The organism is Lysinibacillus sp. UGB7 (assembly GCF_049058285.1).
GTDB lineage: Bacteria > Bacillota > Bacilli > Bacillales_A > Planococcaceae > Lysinibacillus > Lysinibacillus sphaericus_B.
The window spans coordinates 86,179-105,981 of sequence record NZ_JBMGUV010000015.1 but is presented as its reverse complement, the minus strand read 5'-3'; the positions used below and the strand labels follow the sequence as shown (position 1 = coordinate 105,981).

General features: G+C 37.4%; 19 protein-coding genes. 13 read left to right on the top strand and 6 right to left on the bottom strand.

The window, feature by feature from the left end; translation table 11 throughout:
- Nucleotides 1-111: 111 nt before the first annotated feature.
- On the top strand, nt 112-531 hold the full coding sequence (locus ACOMCU_RS15065; protein WP_010860680.1) for a VOC family protein: 420 nt from the start codon (nt 112-114) through the stop codon (nt 529-531).
- A 222-nt stretch (nt 532-753) separates the two neighbouring features.
- On the opposite strand, the gene ACOMCU_RS15060 is transcribed toward ACOMCU_RS15065, so the two are convergent.
- Nucleotides 754-2,703: a methyl-accepting chemotaxis protein gene (locus ACOMCU_RS15060; RefSeq protein ID WP_421050575.1), complete on the bottom strand. Its 1,950-nt coding sequence runs from the start codon at nt 2,701-2,703 to the stop codon at nt 754-756.
- A 324-nt stretch (nt 2,704-3,027) separates the two neighbouring features.
- On the opposite strand from ACOMCU_RS15060, the gene ACOMCU_RS15055 reads away from it, so the two are divergent.
- The gene (locus tag ACOMCU_RS15055; protein WP_219361319.1) at nt 3,028-3,402 is read left to right on the top strand and encodes a VOC family protein; all 375 of its coding nucleotides are present in this window, start codon (nt 3,028-3,030) and stop codon (nt 3,400-3,402) included.
- A gap of 243 nt (nt 3,403-3,645) precedes the next feature.
- Here ACOMCU_RS15055 and ACOMCU_RS15050 read toward each other — a convergent pair whose 3' ends face one another.
- Together ACOMCU_RS15050 and ACOMCU_RS15045 are read right to left on the bottom strand one after the other, a co-directional pair.
- Entirely contained in the window at nt 3,646-3,780 is a 135-nt protein-coding gene (locus tag ACOMCU_RS15050) for a hypothetical protein (protein WP_421050585.1), read from the bottom strand.
- 201 nt (nt 3,781-3,981) lie between these two features.
- On the bottom strand, nt 3,982-4,728 hold the full coding sequence (locus tag ACOMCU_RS15045; RefSeq protein WP_010860677.1) for a hypothetical protein: 747 nt from the start codon (nt 4,726-4,728) through the stop codon (nt 3,982-3,984).
- Nucleotides 4,729-5,174: 446 nt separating this feature from the next.
- Between ACOMCU_RS15045 and ACOMCU_RS15040 the strand changes: the two genes are divergently transcribed.
- The 7 genes from ACOMCU_RS15040 to ACOMCU_RS15010 all read left to right on the top strand — a co-directional run bounded on the left by ACOMCU_RS15040 (nt 5,175) and on the right by ACOMCU_RS15010 (nt 12,611).
- Complete coding sequence (locus ACOMCU_RS15040; RefSeq protein ID WP_421050574.1) at nt 5,175-6,347, top strand: acyl-CoA dehydrogenase family protein; 1,173 nt, start codon at nt 5,175-5,177, stop codon at nt 6,345-6,347.
- A 13-nt stretch (nt 6,348-6,360) separates the two neighbouring features.
- Nucleotides 6,361-7,230: a transporter substrate-binding domain-containing protein gene (locus ACOMCU_RS15035; RefSeq protein ID WP_010860675.1), complete on the top strand. Its 870-nt coding sequence runs from the start codon at nt 6,361-6,363 to the stop codon at nt 7,228-7,230.
- A gap of 121 nt (nt 7,231-7,351) precedes the next feature.
- Nucleotides 7,352-8,059, top strand: a complete 708-nt coding sequence (locus tag ACOMCU_RS15030; RefSeq protein ID WP_010860674.1) for an amino acid ABC transporter permease — start codon at nt 7,352-7,354, stop codon at nt 8,057-8,059.
- Nucleotides 8,060-8,071: 12 nt separating this feature from the next.
- Nucleotides 8,072-8,773, top strand: coding sequence for an amino acid ABC transporter permease (locus ACOMCU_RS15025; RefSeq protein WP_421050573.1), 702 nt, complete (start codon nt 8,072-8,074; stop codon nt 8,771-8,773).
- Between the two features lie 13 nt (nt 8,774-8,786).
- The gene (locus ACOMCU_RS15020; protein WP_421050572.1) at nt 8,787-9,542 is read left to right on the top strand and encodes an amino acid ABC transporter ATP-binding protein; all 756 of its coding nucleotides are present in this window, start codon (nt 8,787-8,789) and stop codon (nt 9,540-9,542) included.
- A 434-nt stretch (nt 9,543-9,976) separates the two neighbouring features.
- The gene (locus ACOMCU_RS15015) at nt 9,977-11,389 is read left to right on the top strand and encodes a YfcC family protein (RefSeq protein WP_421050571.1); all 1,413 of its coding nucleotides are present in this window, start codon (nt 9,977-9,979) and stop codon (nt 11,387-11,389) included.
- A gap of 52 nt (nt 11,390-11,441) precedes the next feature.
- Nucleotides 11,442-12,611 carry a M20 metallopeptidase family protein gene (locus ACOMCU_RS15010; RefSeq protein ID WP_010860670.1) on the top strand — a complete coding sequence of 390 codons (1,170 nt, stop codon included), beginning with the start codon at nt 11,442-11,444 and terminating at the stop codon, nt 12,609-12,611.
- Between the two features lie 49 nt (nt 12,612-12,660).
- On the opposite strand, the gene ACOMCU_RS15005 is transcribed toward ACOMCU_RS15010, so the two are convergent.
- Entirely contained in the window at nt 12,661-13,851 is a 1,191-nt protein-coding gene (locus tag ACOMCU_RS15005) for a coenzyme F420-0:L-glutamate ligase (RefSeq protein ID WP_421050570.1), read from the bottom strand.
- A 120-nt stretch (nt 13,852-13,971) separates the two neighbouring features.
- Between ACOMCU_RS15005 and ACOMCU_RS15000 the strand changes: the two genes are divergently transcribed.
- Complete coding sequence (locus ACOMCU_RS15000; RefSeq protein WP_010860668.1) at nt 13,972-14,886, top strand: LysR family transcriptional regulator; 915 nt, start codon at nt 13,972-13,974, stop codon at nt 14,884-14,886.
- Nucleotides 14,887-14,932: 46 nt separating this feature from the next.
- Here the strand turns inward: ACOMCU_RS15000 and ACOMCU_RS14995 are convergent, their stop codons facing one another.
- Nucleotides 14,933-15,814 (bottom strand): LysR family transcriptional regulator, encoded by an 882-nt coding sequence (locus tag ACOMCU_RS14995; RefSeq protein ID WP_421050569.1) that lies wholly within the window; start codon nt 15,812-15,814, stop codon nt 14,933-14,935.
- Between the two features lie 117 nt (nt 15,815-15,931).
- On the opposite strand from ACOMCU_RS14995, the gene ACOMCU_RS14990 reads away from it, so the two are divergent.
- Entirely contained in the window at nt 15,932-16,948 is a 1,017-nt protein-coding gene (locus tag ACOMCU_RS14990) for a YeiH family protein (RefSeq protein WP_421050568.1), read from the top strand.
- Between the two features lie 106 nt (nt 16,949-17,054).
- Here the strand turns inward: ACOMCU_RS14990 and ACOMCU_RS14985 are convergent, their stop codons facing one another.
- Nucleotides 17,055-17,390, bottom strand: a complete 336-nt coding sequence (locus tag ACOMCU_RS14985; protein ID WP_010860665.1) for a heme oxygenase — start codon at nt 17,388-17,390, stop codon at nt 17,055-17,057.
- 255 nt (nt 17,391-17,645) lie between these two features.
- Between ACOMCU_RS14985 and ACOMCU_RS14980 the strand changes: the two genes are divergently transcribed.
- Complete coding sequence (locus ACOMCU_RS14980; RefSeq protein ID WP_010860664.1) at nt 17,646-18,332, top strand: response regulator transcription factor; 687 nt, start codon at nt 17,646-17,648, stop codon at nt 18,330-18,332.
- Complete coding sequence (locus ACOMCU_RS14975; protein ID WP_421050567.1) at nt 18,316-19,740, top strand: HAMP domain-containing sensor histidine kinase; 1,425 nt, start codon at nt 18,316-18,318, stop codon at nt 19,738-19,740. Before ACOMCU_RS14980 ends, ACOMCU_RS14975 begins: the two co-directional genes overlap by 17 nt.
- Nucleotides 19,741-19,803: the final 63 nt, after the last annotated feature.

Here is a 19,803-nt window from a genome sequence, read left to right as displayed (position 1 = left end):
TTTACTACTTATTTTTAAGAAAGTGCAGAAAAGTTTTAACGTAAGATTTGGCTTATGGTTTATCATCCATGTACAATAGAATTGTTTCTAAATGACAAAGGAGTGTTGGAAATGGCAGTAGAGGTGTATTTAATTTTTAATGGAAATTGTCGTGAAGCTGTATCTTTTTATGAGAAAGTTTTTAAAACGGACAAGGCAGAAATTATGACATTCGGTGACTCACCACAGAATCCAGATTATCAATTGCCAGAGGAAGCAAAGGATCTTGTTATGCATACGCGACTTTCGATTTTGGGTAGTAATGTAATGTTTTCAGATACTTTTCCAGGCTCGCCGTTTACAGTTGGAAACAATGTGACATTAGCAATTGTTTCTAATGATGAAGCTCAGTTACGATCAGCCTATGAAGGGCTTAAAGAGGGCGGTAAGGTCAGTATGGAATTACAAGAAACATTTTGGAGTAAATGCTATGGCTCTTTAACTGATAAGTTTGGAATTGAATGGCAACTTAGTCATGAAGATAGAAATTAATCATCATTACGCATGATTTGAAAAGCACGATGAAGAGGGGAAAGATCCTCAACATCGTGCTTTCTTTTTGTTTAAGAAACAATTTTTTTCAGTGGATAGCTTAAGGCAAAGCTGTCGTCAAGGTTAAAGCGTTATTCCCTCTAGGTATAGTGGGGGCACTCTTTTGTGTCTCGAGCTCGCTGGCACTTGTCGCATTTAGACGAGCGCTTTGGACATTTGTCCTTAGTATTTAAAGCGTTTTACAAAGGCTTGTAATTCGTCCGACATATCGAGAAGTGATCTTGCTGCCGTAGCCATTTCTTGCATAGAGGACAATGTTTGCTCAGTTGAAGCAGCGACTTCCTCTGAAGCAGCAGCGTTATGTTTAGCGTGGTCTGTCAGCTCTATAGCAGTTGCCGTTACTTCTTCGACTACCGCAGACATTTCCTGAGCAGAAGCAGATATATCCTCCATTTTCGGTGTAATATTACGTAAACTTTCTATTATGCTCGCGAATTTTTCACTCGTATCTTGAGAAAGCTTCAAACCGTCCTGAACATCTGTAGAAGCTTTTATCATTGTTTGAACAGACTTCGCCGTATCTTGTTGAATCCCGGTAATCATGGATGAAATTTGTTCAGCTGATTGACGTGATTGTTCAGCTAATTTCCGTACTTCATCGGCAACTACAGCAAAACCTTTACCATGTTCTCCTGCTCGTGCAGCTTCAATGGCTGCATTAAGTGCAAGTAGATTTGTTTGGTCTGAAATAGCACTAATAATCTCTAAAATAGAACCAATTTCTTTTGTTCGGTCGTAGAGAGATTTGATCATGTAGTCGGATTGTGCAACAGATTCATTAATAGAAATCATTTGGTTAACGGTGCGTTCTACAGATTTACCACCTTCTTCTGCTTGCTGAATAGCATGATTAGAAAGATCTGAAACCAGCATAGAGCTATCTGCTACTTCAACAATTCCTTTTGCAATTTCCTCAATTGAAATTGCATTTTGATCAATACCCGTTGTTTGCTTTTCTGCGCTAATAGCCACCTGTTGCATGGCTTGTGTAACTTGTTGTGAAGAATCGATATTTTGTTCAGCATTTGCAGATAACCCTTGAGCTGAGACTTGTACATGATTGGCGCTTTGATCAACGTTACGAATTAGCTTTTTTAGGCTAACCTTCATCGAAATAAATGCTTGACTAAGCTGTCCAATTTCGTCTTTTGAATGAATATCAATAAACTCTGTGAGATCGCCTTCGCTAATTTTTAAGGCACTTTCTTTTAGTCGATTAATCGGTTTGACAATGCTTTGTATCATGTAAAGCATAAAAACAACACCAACAGCAATTGAAACAACAATGATGATTAAATTGATATTAAAGGTTGAGGCAGCAGCTTTCGTTGCCTCAGCAGAAAACATTGTACCAACAACTTTCCAACCTGTTAGCTTATTTGTCGTAAATTGTAGCTGACGATTATTTTCAACGATAGCACCGCTCTCTTTTTCATAAATCTTTGCGATATAGTTTTCGGTAGCTTCCATACCACTTTCTTTATCGGGCTGGGCAATATAAATTTTGTTGCTATCTAAAAGAGAAGCATACCCAGTTTCTCCAATGCGAATATCATTCGTGATGTTGCTTAATGTAGAAATATTGAGATCCAATCCGATTACACCTGAGCCGTCCTGTAAAGCCTGTGTAATGGTAATAACAATGTCACCTGAAGTTTGTGTGACATAGGGTGCAGTGATAGCTACTTGGCCTTTGTTTTCTAATGCTTGTTTATACCAAGGTCTTGTTCGAGGGTCGAAATCACTAGGGTAGTCCTGAGCCGGCTCGTCCAATAGTTTTCCATCATCAGTGCCTATGTAGACGAGTTCGACCTCTGGGTGCATATGGACATATTCGCGTAATAGCGATTTAAGCTCGGAATTCCTATCTTCTTGTAAATAAGATTGATTGAGCTTTTCTGTAAAATATTGAACGTCTTCCACTTTCGGTTCAATGGTGTTCGTAATATTAGTATTGAGCATGCGAATGCTTTCAGCGGTGCTTGCTTGCTGTTCCTTCAAAATTTGTTTACCAGCACTATGATAAGAAAAGATGCCTACAAGTAATGTTGGAATAATAAGCATAGCCAAAAACGAAAAGATGAGCTTTTTCCTTAGACTTAGTAGTTTCACTTGTTTGTTCCTCACTATTATGATGTATTGTTCTATTCTTTTCCTTAGAAGGAAATAAATATGACTAACTCATTTTATCAAAAATATAATAGAGAAGATAAGCATTTTGAGAAAGAGATACATAAATGACAGAAGTCATCCTAAAAACAAGCTGAAATGGTTTTAAAACAATTATTTTCATATCAGAGTAATTTTGGTAGATTCAACATGAAGTAGTGATAAAAAGAATAAATGATGAAAAAAACTGAATGATTTAAGCTTTTTATGTGAAGGATAACTAGCAGATTGCTGTATACTATTGTTCAAAAGAGGAGGGGTTTTTTTATGATTCAACAAATCGGACAAGTCATGTTATATGTAAATGATCAAGATGCAGCCGTAAAGTTTTGGACAGAGAAAATCGGGTTTATCGTAGTAGCTGAACAGGAAGAAGCGGGGATGCGATGGATTGAAATTGCGCCATCTAAGAAAGCGCAAACGAGCTTCGTTCTTCACAATAAAGAAGTGATTGCAAAAATGCAGCCGGAATTAAATTTAGAGACACCTTCTATCATGTTTTACGCGGATAATCTAACAGAGATGTATCAGGATTTCCAGACAAAGGGAATAAAAGTCGGTGATTTAGTCATGATGCCAATGGGTAGAGTTTTTAATTTTGCTGATCACGAAAATAATTATTTTGCATTAGTTGAAAAATAATATAAAAAAACAGCTCATAAAGAAGCCGTTTTTTCAGATTGACGACAAAAGGTATTCGGAAATGATCACATTGCGAATACCTTTTGAAATTTTATCAGAAATTTAGTTACAAATAGCCCCTATTAATGAGAGTAGTACGGTACGTTCAACTATTTTCTGATATTTTTGGATTTTCCAAGCGTATCGGAAAGCAACGGCTTCATATAGATACTACTATGTTTAAAAGAAAAAAGACTGTAAACATTAAGTATTTTCGAGACCTGAGATGCTACTGATGGATAGATTATTAAAATCAATAGCGGCTTCCAATTTGCGTACTAAATGATCTTCAGGCACCATTTGATCAATTGCCAGCATTTTCAAATTGATGTCGTCCATTATTTATATCATCACCTCAATCATTTATAGACGTACACTAGTTGATTGGAGCGCAGTCGGCGACTTCTGCGGGAAAAGCATGAGCGAAAAGGCCCCGCAGGAACGTAGCGACGAGGAGACTGAAGCCATGCCCGCGAAAAGCGTCCGCCGTAGCGGAAAGCAACGGTTTCATATAGATACTTCTATTTGAAAAGAACTTTTTTATGTTAAATCCTTGCCATAAATTGACGCTGTTTGTCTTTCAACGACAAATTCTCTACCATTCCATTTTAGAACATTTTCAATATAACCTAAACCGTCGGCATGGTATCGGCCTGCTATCGCCTGAAAAGCTAAAATTTCATATGTGCCGTCGCGGTCAAAATCAATTGGATACAATCCGTTAATTGGATCAACCCATCCTTCAATCGGTTGTTTCAATGTGCCATCTTTATTATAAATTTCATCTAAATATTCCTGTCCTTTATATTGTAAATCGAGAATGTATAGTTTCTTGGGGTTCATGCTTTGGACGGAGGCTTTATAGTTGTTTTCATAATTTACCGTATACTTTAGCGTAGTATTAAAAGATTCTGTGTCAAAAATAGAGCGCACTTTTCCATTAATTGATGAAAAGATTTCACCATTGATAATGCCACCACTACCACCCGTATCAGAAATAACTAAAATATCTTCTATATGATTACCAGTAAAATCACCTAGAAAAATAGTAGGATTATAGCCCACATTTTCCTTCAGCATCATTTGTTCAAATTGGCGTGTTTGTCCGTAAAAAATAGCAAGCGTTAGATTACGCCAAAGTGGACTATCAGGCGTTTTAGTCCCCATTAAAAATACTGTTTCAAAAAAACCATCCCCGTTAATATCACCAAATTTTGTTTGAATAATTTGAGGAGCCATATGCTGAATAGAGGTAATACTTGGCGATGGATTTATATTATTGGTCATACACACACCTCTTTCTTTAGTTTTAGCATATGTTGTGAATACAGCAGGGTGCATAAAATAAGAAACAAGTATCACAAAGCCAATATTCCCCGGGTAATCGTTTAGGGATTTTGAAGTGTACAGAATTAGTCTTGTGCAATGTCCTCCAACGGATTCTTTATGGAAGTATTTAAACGCCATAGAAATGAGCTACACTCAGGTATCAAATTTGCGCTCAAAGGAATTTCAGTATTGTAATAAATAAAATTTAAAACCTATAATACTTACAAAAAAACTTGTAATTAATCATTGACAATTTAACATGTTGAAAGTATCATAATGTCAATGAATCAGAAAATTCAGTTCCGCTCATGATCTCACTATTACATATAGTTAGAGGTTTTTTTTACAACATTAATTCTTAGTAAATATATATGTTTTATATAATTTAGGAAGAAGGAGATTTTTTGAAGGATTTATTTATTAAAACAAAGCAACAGCGTCACTGGTTAGAGGAGCTAGCATCGATTGTAGAGTCAATTAAAGCTGAGGCTGTAGAGGTCGATGAACAATCTCGTTTTCCTTTTGAAGCACATAAGCTGCTTTCACAAATTGGTTATCCCAAATACACATTACCGAAAGAATATGGCGGCGAAGGTTTATCCGTTTACGATATGGTACTCATTCAAGAAACTTTAGCTAGTTATGACGAAAACGCATCACTTTCTTTGGGCTGGACATTAGGTGTTGTCGGTGAAATATATGAAAAGAAATTATGGTCAGATAACTTACTGGAAGCATTTGCACTGGAAGTAAAAAAGGGCGCTATCGTGAACAGAGCTGTTAGTGAAGTAGCAACTGGCAGTCCAACTCGTGGTGGTCGTCCAGGAACAAATGCTGTATCGACAACTGATGGTTGGCTATTAAATGGACGCAAAATATTTACAACAGCATCACCTGTGCTCGATTACTTCTTAACTTCTGCTTGGATTGAGGAAAAGGAACAAATCGGTTTCTTCCTCATTCATAAAGGTGTGCAAGGGATTTCCATTGAAGAAAACTGGGAAATGTCTGCGATGCGTGGCACAAGTAGTCATGATTTAGTGTTAAAGGATGTTGTTGTCCCTAAGGAGTATTTAGTGGAATTGCCGAACCATCCAAGTGGTGGCAAGATTAACGGCTGGATATTACATATTCCAGCAACATATTTAGGCATCGCGCAGGCTGCAAGGGACTATGCCCTGCATTTTGCTAATCATCACCAACCAAATAGTTTAAATGCGCCAATCAGTACATTACCAAATGTGCAACAGCTTTTAGGTGATATTGAACTGAAGCTCCATCAAGCACGCTTTGTACTTTATGGCGTAGCCGAGGCTTATGATGATCCAGCTAGACGTAATACGTTAACGAATGAAATGGCAGTTGCGAAGCACACGGTGACGAATATTGCTATAGATATAGTGGATAAGGCAATGCGTGTTGTAGGTGCAAAAAGTTTACAACTTACAAATCCATTGCAACGCTATTATCGAAATGTGCGTGCGGGATTACATAATCCACCGATGGATGATATGACAATTATCAAATTAGCAACAGCTGCTATTGAGCAACAGAAATCACATGAAAATCCACAATAAGGGGAAATGAGATATGTTTAAAGGAAAGAACAAAGTACTCCAATTTGCTGCAATCGGATTAGCTTCAATTGCTATTTTAGCTGGATGTAACGCAGGAGAAACTTCCAAAAAAGATACAGAGAATGGCGATAAGGTTCGTACAGTAAAGGTTGCTTACGATCAAGCATCCAAGCCTATAAGTTATATTGACGATAATGGGAATCCAACTGGTTATGATGTGGAAGTAATGAAGCTAGTAGATGAATTATTACCAGAATACGAGTTTGAATATGTAGGCACTACAAGTGATGATTTACTAATTGGTGTTGAGCAAGGGAAATACCAAGTAGGAGTGAAAAATGCATTCTTTACACAGGAACGAACAGAGAAGTTTATTTTCCCTAAAGAGTTTTTAGGGTTAAGTAGTGCAGGTTTAGTGTTACGTAAAGAAGACGAAGGCATAAAAACATTGGCTGACTTTGCAACAAAGGGTTATTCATTAGCGCCAATTGCTGCAAACAATGCACAGTATACAATTATTGATGAGTACAATAAAGCAAATCCGAACAATGAAGTAAAATTGCAAGCTGGAGATGCTTTCACTGTCGATGTCGTGCAATGGGTAAATGAAGGACGTGTGGACGGTGGTGTGATGATCGAAGGTCCGTTCAAACAACAAGTATCAGCAGAAAATGGCCCTTATCATAATTTAAAAGATGAAGTAGTTTACAACGAATTCGCAGTAATTAAAACATGGCCTTTGTTCAATAAAAAAGAACAAGAATTTGCAGATGCATTTGATAAAGCTGTAGCACAAATTAAAGAGCAAAAGAAAACAAGTGAATTAAGCACAAAGTTTTATGGCCGTGATTTATTTGAAGTGTTAGAAAACGTAAATCGATAATTAATTATTTAAAGGCTGTTGAGTCAGTAAACTCAGCAGTCTTTCTTAATAAAAGGAACATGAAGGCAAGATTCAGAAGTGGATGCCTTTTAGTTAATCATTTATAAAAGTTGGTGAGGAAATGGATAAGTATTTTGATGCATCGTATATTTGGAACGCAATACCCATATTATTGCCGTTTTTAAAAGTTACCTTTTTAGTTGCAGGGTCTTCCATTGTACTGGGCACATTGTTTGGCTTGCTATTAGCAGCTGCAAAGTTGAGTTCACTAAAGGTATTACAAATATTCGCAAATTTATATACAACTATTATGCGGTGTACGCCATCTATTGTCTTATTATTCCTCGTGTATTATGGCGTGCCTGCTTTAGCAGAAAACTTTGGCTTAAATCTCCATTCGATTGAAACAGCCATTTTTGTCGTTGTAACTTTCACATTGCAGTTCGCAGCAATCATGTCAGAGGTTATTCGCTCTGCCTATTTGGCCATTAATAAAGGGCAATTTGAAGCGGCTGTTAGTGTAGGGTTAACGCCATTTCAGGCATATCGCCGTATTATTTTTCCACAGGCACTTGTCATAGCATTGCCGAACTTTGGAAATGGCATGATTGCGTTATTACAGGAGGGTGCCCTTGCATACACAATTGGTTTAATCGACATTGTAGGGAAGGCAAATTTAATTATTGCGGGCAATATTAATGCACATGCTCTTGAAATATATATAGCACTAGCAATCGTTTATTGGGTGCTGTCTATTATTATTGAAAGATTTTTTACTATGTTAGAAAAGGTTTTTAGCAAGGGTAAAAGGACATTGGAAACAACGTAAGGAGGCGTACTCATGAAATATCAATTTTTGATTGAAACATTTTTTGTAGCATTATCAGGTGTGCCTATCGCGCTTCTTGTGACGATTGTTGCTTTACTCGTTGCTTTACCACTAGGTTTTTTACTCGCATTGACACGAATTAATAAAATTCCTGTCATTCATCATTTAGCGAAAATCTATGTATCCTTTGTTCGAGGTACACCAATCATTATTCAAATTTTTATCATTTATAGTAGCGTTCCTTTATTACTGAAAATTATTTTTGAAAAATATAATATTGCTTATGATATCTATAAAATCAATCCTATTTGGTATGCGTTTATCGTTTTTGCTTTTAGTACGACAGCGATTTTAATAGAGGTATTTCGCTCTGCATTGGCTACCATTGAAAAAGGTCAATTAGAGGCAGCACATGCAGTTGGTTTAACAACATTCCAAGCATATCGCCGTATTATTATTCCACAGGCACTAGTAGTGGCCATGCCGAATATTTGTACAGCAACAGTTAATCTCATAAAAGCAACATCACTAGGGTATGCGATGTCTTTACCAGAAATTACATTGAAGGCAAAAGTCGCAGCCAATGTTGGCTACAATTATGTAGAAGCATACATCGATATTTTCATTGTGTACTTAATTTTATGTAGTACAGTTGAATACATCTTTAAACGATATGAAAAACATTTAAGTAAATTCAAAGTGGCGAGTGCCTAAGGGGTGAATCAGCATGTTAGAGATAAAAAATATTCACAAATCATTTGGCGACAATGAAATTTTAAAGGGTGTCGACCTATCAATTGATAAGGGAGATGTGGTGGTTATTCTAGGCCCAAGTGGTTCAGGCAAAACAACTTTACTGCGTTGCATAAACTTTTTAGAAAAAGCTGACCAAGGGCATGCGACGTTTGGTGATATTGATGTCGATTTTCAAAATGTAAAAAAGAAGGATGTCCATGCGATTCGACAACGTGTAGCTTTTGTATTCCAAAATTATAATCTTTTCACTAATAAAACTGCGTTAGAGAACGTCACGGAAGGGCTTATTATCGGTCGCAAAGTAGCCAAAGCTGAAGCGATTGAAATTGGGAAAAAGGCGCTCGATAAAGTGGGGCTATCAGAAAAATATAATGCATACCCAAGTCAGCTATCAGGCGGACAACAGCAACGTGTTGGTATTGCACGTGCCGTGGCATTAAACCCAGATATTATTTTATTTGATGAACCGACTTCTGCACTTGACCCAGAGCTAGTAGGAGAAGTGCTAACTGTCATGAAAAACATTGCCACAGAAGGTACGACAATGCTTGTGGTCACACATGAGATGGGCTTTGCTAAAGATGTGGCAAACCGCGTTATCTTTATGGATGGCGGCGTAGTTGTAGAGGAAGGCAGTCCACACGATATTTTCGTCAGTCCGAAAGAGGACCGTACAAAGAAATTTTTAAAGCGTGTTATTCCAGAGGATTATACATTCTATATTTAAAACATACTCACAACGATAGTAGTACAAACCATGGCCTTGGTTTGTACTACTATTTTTTATAGGAGAAAGGGGCTTGGTTCGCTTGCCTTAAATGAAATTATTTCGAACTGTGTTTGCTAAAGGGCATCTTCTTTCTTAGAAGTTAATTTTATTAGACAGAATTATCAAAAAATATTGACAAATTAGTTTTATTTTTTTATATTTTTACATATAAGATTTCCGTTTGTCGGAATATATTTCCGTTGTACGGAAAAGTGAGGGGTGTATAAGGTTCTCTACGATAAATACTATTTAGTAGTTAAATAGCAATAGTCAGTTTTTAGGGGTTATGTGAATAGCAAAATTCTACTTGTGGAAAGCATTGAATAAATACCTGATTATTTGAAACAGAGTCGCGAGAATACTTTTAATACTGCTTGTTAGGGGGAAAGTATATGGCAAACCTGCAAGAAAATAAAATAGTAGAAGAGCCAAGAATTAAAGGAATCAATGCATTTGTATTAATGTTTATTATCATTTTGCTAATGACAATACTTACTTACATTATTCCGGCCGGTCAGTATGATCGTGTGGAGAGTAATGGACGGATGGTAGTAGACCCAGAATCATTCCACTATATCGATTCAAGTCCTGTTGGTTTTCTTGAAATGTTTAATAGTGTTCATTTAGGTATGCTTGAAGGTGCTTCCATTATTTTGTTTGTATTTTTATTTGGTGGAGCACTGGGTATCATGCAAAAAACAGGAGCAATTGATTCATTTATTAAAGTAATGGCTTCTAAATTTGGGAAACAGGAGTACGTGTTAATTCCTATTCTCATATTAATCTTTGCTAGTTTAGGAACTTTAATTGGTTCAGCTGAGGACACATTAGTGTATATTGCCATCATTATTCCGTTAACGATGGCACTTGGTATGGATGCAATCACAGGATTTGCTATCGTTATGCTAGGCACATTAGCAACTGGTTTTACATCAGGGATTACCAATCCATTTAACATTGGGGTCGCTCAAATGATTGCTGAATTACCAATGTATTCAGGAATGTCTTATCGAATTATTGTATTCTTTGTGTTTTATATTTTAACGGTAATATATATATCTAGGCATGCGAAACGAGTTAAACATGATCCTTCTAAAGGTATTTACGGGAAATATAAGCGAGAAGAAAGTATTGAAATCGATTTGAATTTTAAAATGAATGGGCGTCACTTATTGGCGTTGCTTGTCTTATTAGCAAACTTTGTTGCATTAGTTGTTGGCGTGATTAAATTTCAATGGTATATCAGTGAAATTGGTGGGATTTTTCTTTTAAGCGGTATTATTATGGCAATAATTTGTAAACTTAGCCCAAATAAAATGGCTGAAGGTTTTATTACTGGTGCAAGAGATATGGTAGAGGGCGCTTTAATCATAGGCTTTGCTCAAACGATTTTAGTCATTACTACTACGGGGGGGCTAATTGATACAATACTACATTTTGTTGCAAATGCGGTAAGTGTTCTACCCGCTTCTATTAATGCAGTGGGAATGTTCTTACTGCAGCTTTGTTTGAATTTCTTAGTGCCATCGGGAAGCGGCCAAGCGGCTTTAACGATGCCAATTATGACACCTTTAGCAGATTTAATAGGCGTGACAAGACAGACAGCGGTATTGGCCTTCCAATTTGGGGACGGTATTTCGAACATGGTTATTCCTACAAGTGGTGTTTTGTTGGCAGGCTTAGCCATAGCGGGTATACCATTTTCAAAATGGGTAAAATGGGTTTTTCCATACTTCCTTATACAAACAGGTCTGGCAATTATTTTATTAGTAATTGCACATGTCATGAATTACGGACCATTTTGACTTGATATAGTTCTACTGATTATGTACTGAAAAGTGATAGGAGGAATGGCTGATGATAGAAATTAGTACGTTAGAACAACAGGTGATTGCCTGGCGACAACATTTGCATATGCATCCAGAGCTGTCACATCAAGAGCATCGAACAGCACAATATATTTATAATCAATTAATAACGTTTCCGCATTTAGAGGTGAAACGTTTAACTGAAACGAGTGTCTGTGCATTTTTAAGGGGTGTGAAAACAGCTGGTAAGGGGCATACCATTTTATTACGAGCGGACATCGATGCATTGCCGATAGAGGAAGAAACTGATTTACCCTTTAAATCAAAAAATCCAGGCGTGATGCATGCCTGCGGACATGATGCGCATCCAGCCATGCTGCTTGGTGCAGCAAAGGCATTAGCCGAGCGTGGAACAGACTTCAATGGTGAAATACGTTTTGTTTTCCAGCATGCTGAGGAGGTAACACCAGGTGGGGCAGCGCAGCTTGTTAGTATAGGTATAATAGATAATGTAGATTACGCATTTGCACTTCATGTAAGCCCAGATTATGAAGTCGGTCAGTTTGCGATGAAGGATGGAAAGTTTACGGCAGCGGCAGATGATTTTGAGATTAAGATTTTTGGAAGAGGTGGACATGCTTCGACTCCTGAGGTAGCGATTGATCCGTTATTAATTGGCTCAGAGATTGTCATGGCATTGCAAACCATTGTATCGCGGAAAGTGCCAAGCATCCATGCACCTGTCTTAACGGTTGCCAAATTCCATTGTGGCACGGCTTTAAATATTATTGCTGAAACGGCAGAACTTGGAGGGACAATTCGTTCATTAGATGCGAAGGTACGTGTAGATGCCCGTGAACATTTAGTGAAAATTGTTAATGGTATTGCATCGATGCATGGAGCGACAGCGGAGATTAAATGGGAGCTTGGTTGTCCTTCTGTGACAAATGATAAGGAGCTTACAGTGTTATCACGTCGAGTAGCTGGTGATATTGTAGGAGAAGAGGGCGTCAGAGAGTTACCTGAACCGATGTTTGGAACAGAGGATTTTGCAGATTTTTCAGAGGTTGTACCTTCTTCCATGCAATTCATAGGCGTGCATAATGTAGATTTTGGTGTAGCTTATCCGTTGCATCATCCACGCTTTAAAATTGATGAGGACGCACTTATCTACGGTGTACGCTATTTTGAAAATATAGCACGTACATTATGTCCATAAAAATTGAACTCTCGCTAACATAAGCGGGAGTTCATTTTTTTATATCATATTATTTTGTATAGTTATCAAAGTAACCTTGAATATAGATCATTGGTGTACCTTTGTCGCCCGAACCGGAAGTTAAGTCAGATAAAGAACCAATAAGGTCTGTTAGTTTACGAGGTGTTGTACCTTGAGCTGCCATTTGACCAGTTAAATCTTCATCTTTGTTTTGGATATACGCAGAGATTGCCGCTTTTAATTCTTCTCCACGAAGATCAGCAAAATCGTTATCTGCTAAGTATTTAAGTTTTACTTCGTTTGGTGTACCGTCTAAGCCAGCTGTGAAGGCAGGTGAGACAACAGGGTCTGCAAGCTCCCAAATTTTACCTACTGGATCTTTGAATGCACCATCGCCATAAATCATTACTTCAACTGTTTTTCCAGTAGCTTCTTTGATTTGTGCTTGGATGCCATCAACGATTGGCTGGCAAGTGTGTGGGAATAGCTTTACACTTTCTTCAGTCGCTTTGTTTGAACCAAGTAAGCCGTATTCTGCATTGAAGCCAGAACCGTTGTTTGATTCACATAAAATATTATCAAGACTATAAACTTTTTCAGCGCCGTTTGCCACTAAAATACGTTTTGTACGGAAGCGTGTGTGAATATCACAAGTCAATACGCTCTTTGTATAATCTAAAATGGTTTTTGGGTTGTTTGAAAAGATAACTTCACAAGCAGCGCCTTCAGCTTCGATTAATTCTTTATAGTATTCAATATAATCTACACCAGTAAATGTGTGTTTTTTATAGCCGAAGTGTTCGCGGAACTCTGCTTCTGTTAAAGTATCTGTCCATGGGTTAATACCTTTTACATCTAGTTCATCGATATCAACTAAGTGATTACCAACTTCATCAGATGGATAGCTTAACATCAACACTACTTTTTTAACACCTTTTGCGATACCTCGTAGACAGTTAGCAAAACGGTTACGGCTAAGAATTGGGAAAATAACACCGACAGTATCATCACCGAATTTGGCAGCTACGTCCGCTGCTATGTCATTGATCGATGCATAGTTACCTTGTGCACGAGCTACAACAGATTCTGTTACTGTTACGATATCACGATCTTCAATTGAATAGCCTTCAATTTTTGCTGCATTTAACACAGTATCAACAACGATTTGTTCAATATTGTCGCCTTCGTTAATGATTGGACCACGAAGACCTCTTACGACTGTACCAACTACACGTTCCAAAATAATCTCTCCTCTAAATATATATAAGTATATATATAAATTAACATGATTTTACTATACCCCTGTATAATGATATAAGTAAAATTAATAGTTCGTATAATAGTTATAAGGAGTGCTTATATGATTGGCAAATTAGATTTATATCGTGTTTTCAGTGTGGTAGCTAAAAATAATAGCTTTTCTAGTGCTGCCAGAGATTTATATATGACACAGCCGGCAGTTAGCCAAGCAATGATGCAGTTGGAGAAGGAGCTTGGTACACGTCTTTTTAATCGCACACCTAAAGGGGTAACTTTAACCACAGAAGGAAGCCTTCTTTATGAATATACAAATTCGGCTTTAGGTCTTTTAGATGCTGGAGAAGAAAAGCTTCTTGAATTTAAAAATTTAACAACAGGGCAATTGAAAATAGGTGTAGGCGATACTATTTCTCGTTTCTTCTTGATGCCCTATCTGGAAGCATTCCACACAATGTATCCAAATATAAAATTGCAAATGTTTAATGGCACGACTTCTGAAATTTGTAACTATATTAAATCAGGGGAGGCGGATGTAGGACTGTGTAATTTTCCGATAGAAGATCCGACATTACAATTATCATTTTGCACAGAGGTACAAGATATATTCGTGTGTGGTGAGAAGTACAGAACTCTCGAGAAAAAGAGCATAAGTTATGAGGATTTAATGAAGTTTCCACTTATCTTTCTTGAGAAAAAATCGAATTCACGGAAGTATGTGGAGAACTATTTATTTGCTAAAGGTATTCAAATCGCACCTGAATTTGAACTTGGCTCACATGATCTCGTACTTGAATTTGCACGTAGTAATTTAGGGATAGCTTGTGTAACAAAGGAATTTTCAAAGGATTACTTACAGAGAGGACTACTTTATGAGTTAACATTAAAGGAAAGTATTCCGAAACGTAGTATTGGTATGTGTTATCTAAAAAGTGTGCCATTATCTCGAGCGGCTACAAAATTTGTGGAGATGATTGAAAATAAACAGGACCGTAAAAGGATCAATCGAAGAACCTAAAAAAAGCTTAGCGACTAGAAATAGCCAGCTAAGCTTTTTTCAATTTTTAGCCTTTCTTCGTTATAAATTCAATGAGTGTTTCAACATTTCGATTATTTTTCATGGTAGGTGCGTACAGATAAGAGAATGTTCGCATGAAATGTTGTCCTTCAAATGGCAAAAGTGCAATGTCGCCATTTTTGAGTTCACGTTCAATAACACAGCGAGATAGTAAGGATAGACCTAGCCCTTGCATTACACTTTCTTTCACGCCTTGATTGCTACTGATAGTCAGTAGAGATTGCACTTGGAGACCATTTGTTCTGAATAGATGATCCAAATAATTGCGTGTGCCGGAACCAGTTTCTCGTGCGACCCAATTTTGCTGCTGTAAATCTGCAACAGTAATGTTCGATTGCTTCACAAGAGAGTGGTTTCGGGCACCGACAATAAACAACTCATCCTGCATAAATGGCTTGATAATGAGCTCATTCTCGTGTGCCTGTCCTTCAATGAGCCCAATATCGACTTGTAATAACTTTGCGCACTGAATGATTTCATTGGTATTGCCAATAATAACTTGTAGTTCTAGTTGAGGAAATTGTTGCTGTATGCTGGCTAAAATGGGCGGTAAAATATATTCTCCAATGGTGAAGCTAGCGCCGATTACGAGAGTACCATGAATGGCATGATGAAAGGTTAAAATATCTTCCTTCGCTGTTTCAGCAATCGCCATTATTTGCTTTGCTCGTTTATAGAGTATTTCACCAGTAGGTGTAATCTGTACGGACTTTGGTGAGCGTATAAATAAAGTTGTTTGGAACTCTTGTTCTAGATTTTTTATATGCAAACTGACACTTGGTTGAGATATGTGTAAAATTTCCGAGGTTTTCGTAAAATTTTTTACTTCCACTAGTGTGATAAGTGTTTTTAACGCATCATACTGCATAGTACGTCCTCCCCTTATGATTAGAAATATTAATAATTATGATTATATATATGTATTTTACTGATGATTAACTTTTTAATAAAGTAATCATTATAAAGGATGAAAGAAGTGACCAGCATGGATAGACAACAGGGGATTAAGAAATTTCTAACACCACCTTTTATAAAGGGCATAATATTGACACTTGGAATTGCCTTAGTTGCAAAATATATATCAACTTTTCCTTTCTTCTCTATTTTGGGGCAGCTTGTCATAGCGATAATCATAGGGATGGCTTGGAGGGCAACTTTCAATGTACCAGATTCATGGCAGACAGGCATTGCCTTCTCGAGTAAAAAGTTATTACGATTTGGTATTATTCTACTTGGTATGCGCTTGAATTTAATGGATATTTATCATGCAGGGGCAAGTGTATTTCTCATCGCATTTATAAATTTAGTATTTGCATTGGTGGTTGTATATGGGTTAACAAAGATATCTCATGTAGAAAAAAAGCTCGGTATTTTAACAGCATGTGGAACAGCTATTTGTGGTGCTGCTGCAGTTGTGGCCATCGCACCACAAATTAAAGCAAATGAAAAAGAAACAGCGGTAGGTGCTGCGATTGTAGCATTACTTGGTACAGTATTTACACTTGTTTACACCTTGCTGTACTCGTTATTTGGATTATCACCGACGCAATATGGTATTTTTGCAGGTGGTACATTGCACGAAATTGCCCATGTCATAGCAGCAGCTGCTGCTGGTGGAAATGAAGCGGTTGATATGGCGGTAATTGTCAAGCTTACTCGTGTAGCATTGCTTGTACCAGTAGCAATCATCATTGGAATCTTGTATCAAAGACGGGAGAAAGGACAAGATAAAAAGGCATTTTCTCTTTCAATAATTCCATGGTTTATCTTAGGGTTTTTAGTGATGAGTGCCTTTAATTCACTTAGTATTGTACCGCCTGCTGTTGCTCAGTCTATCGTGGGCTGCGCTTATCTTCTAATTGCTATGGCGATGGCTGGATTGGGCTTAAACGTAGATATAAAAACCTTTAAACAATTAGGCATTAAAGCATTTATAGCAGGATTGATAGGTTCTGTTTGTTTATCTGTGCTTGGTTACGTATTAGTTATGCTATTTCTATAATGGACGTTCTGGTATTATCCAATAAAAAAACCCTGCATATTTAGACAAATATGCAGGGTTTTTTAGATAGAATCAGAAGATGATTTAACAGGATTCGAATAAGCGATTAGTGTGAAGCTTCGATTGAAGAAGCAAGCTCAGCAATAACAATTTTACTGCCAATGAGCGGACTATTTTCAGGCTTTGCACCTTCAGATCCTGGTTCAGGACGATGGTGTGCTGCTGCAAAGGCATCACTATTTCTCCAAGCTTGGAAATGTTCCTTTGTTTCCCAATACATATTGACGCTCATTTCGTCATATGTAGGATCATCTGTTGAAATGAGTACCTCTACTTTATGAAAACCTTCGAACTTTTGAAGAGGACCTGGTTTTGTAAAGTTAGGTGCCATTTTCGCTGCAAAGCCGGGTTTTACTTGAATACGATTTGTAACAATAATCATGCTATTACCCCCCTAATCATTTTCTTTAAAATAGAAAAAATCTACTATTTGAATGAATTATCAATGATTATCATTCGCAATCAATGATAAGTGGCATAGGAAGTCATTGTCAATAGATAGCCTATAAATTTGAGATATTCTTTATAGGGCGAAAGGGTTCAGCGTTAACCATTATGTCGCTTGACATGGACCTGACATAATTGAATGCTATAATCAACAAAAACTAGAACGAGCTATGAACAAGGTGGAGAATGAATGGCGAAAATTTTAGTAATTGAAGATGAGTTTGCAATTAGCCAAGTACTAAAGGTGTATTTGAAGAAGGTTGGCTATGATGTTGAGCAGTGTTTTAATGGTAGGCAAGCGATGGAATTATATAAGGAGTATCAGCCCGATTTAGTATTATTAGACATTATGTTACCGGAGAAAAATGGCTGGCTTATTTTAAAGGAAATTAGAGCGGTTAGCGCTTGTCCAGTGATTATGTTAACAGCGTTAAGTGATGTGAATTACCGTTTAGATGGTTTTCATCAAGGGGCAGACGATTATATTGCAAAACCTTTTATAGCAGATGAAGTAGTGGCCCGAATTAAAGCTGTACTAAGGAGATCTGAAAGTAAAAATGAAACTACTGTAAAGAAGCAATTTGGACAGCTTGAAATTGATATGCAGGCGCATCAGGTTGTTCTTAATGGGCAAGAAATTGTGTTAACACCGAGGGATTTATCGGTGCTTCTATTTTTAGCAGAGCATCCGAATCAAACATTCACACGTGATCAGCTTATTGAACAAGTATGGGGCTGGGAATATGAAGGAAGCGATAGAGCTGTTGATTTAGCAGTAAAACGACTACGTAAAGCACTTGTAAACTGGGATGAATCAGAGGGCGAAATTAAAACATTGCGTGGATTGGGGTATCAATTAAGTGTTCACAAAAAATAAACGAATCTCTTTACTTAACTATTGGACAAGTCGCTATTTACTAACACTCTTTGTTGGTTTGGCTATTATTTCACTTATCTTTGCCTTTTGGATTCGCCATACAGCATTGGAAACACGATTAGAAATGATGGAGTTTCTTGCAGATGAATACGTTTATAGGTTGACTGATACAAGTAGACAAATTGGTTGGGCAGGAGGGCCGACTAATCCGGATTTTATAGGTGATCGTGAGCGTTTCAACATGAGTGATATTGATCCCATACTGTATATCTTAGACACAGAGGGAAACATTATAACGAGCAATCGATTGATTCCCCCAGGAAGTAGTAAAAATATAGGGGACGTACTAGATGGACAAGAAGGTGTGAAAAAGTTTACAGCGGGTGAAGGGAAAGGTGCAACCGTTCAATATGTAGTGCGCAAGAAAATTGAGCAGAATGAACGTGTTGTCGGCTGGGTACTTGTGTTAGAGAAAAAAAATAATCTGACGAAGGTTAATCAAGCGTATGGACAATTAGCTATTTTAATAGTGGGTATGGCTCTGCTTGGCTGGCTGGCGATATATTTTTTAACAAGAAGATTGGCTCGTCCAATTAAGAAAGTCGCAGTTGCAGCAAGGCAAGTCCAAGAAGGCAATTATAAAATTGATTTGCCAATTCATATTAAGGAAGAAGAAGTATATGAACTGGTTGCTTCTTTTAAGGAGATGGCAACAAAACTTGAACAATTAGAAAAAACGCGCACAGAGCTCCTTGCGGGAGTCACGCATGAGCTAAAAACACCTGTTACATCTATTAGTGGCTTGCTGCAAGCTGTTAAGGATGGCATTATCACAGGGAAGGATGCAGATGAGTTTATTAAAATGGCGCTCATAGAGACGACGAAGATGAAAACTATGGTAGGGGATTTACTTGCCTTTAATACTTTTGCAGTTGACGCAATTCCTGTGAAGTTGGTGAAGGCTGATATTAATCGTTTAGTGAAGGATGCTGTAACACAATGGGAAGTGATGCAGGAGGAAGACACTGTACAAGTAGATGCTATATTACTTGATAAGCCTATTTACGTGCATGTAGATATTGTGCGTTTTCAACAAATTTTAACGAACCTTTTGACAAATGCGATACAGGCAATGCAAGAAGGGGTCATTATGATTAGGCTGCAGGAAACAGATTCAGCAGTGAAGGTAACAGTACAGGATACAGGTGTAGGCATTCCGAAAGAGGATCAGGCCTTCATTTTTGAGCGTTTTTACAGAGGGGAAAATAAAAAATATACGGTACGAGGTTTAGGTCTGGGCCTGCCTCTAAGTAAAATGATGGCGCAGTCTGTTGATGGTGACCTGCGTTTAATTGAGAGCAGCGATAATGGTACAACCTTTGAAATAACACTGATAAAAGTACGATAAACGTTATTTGTGGATTCATGATAAGTGAATCTGCAAATAACTTTTTTATTGTAAACCAAAATA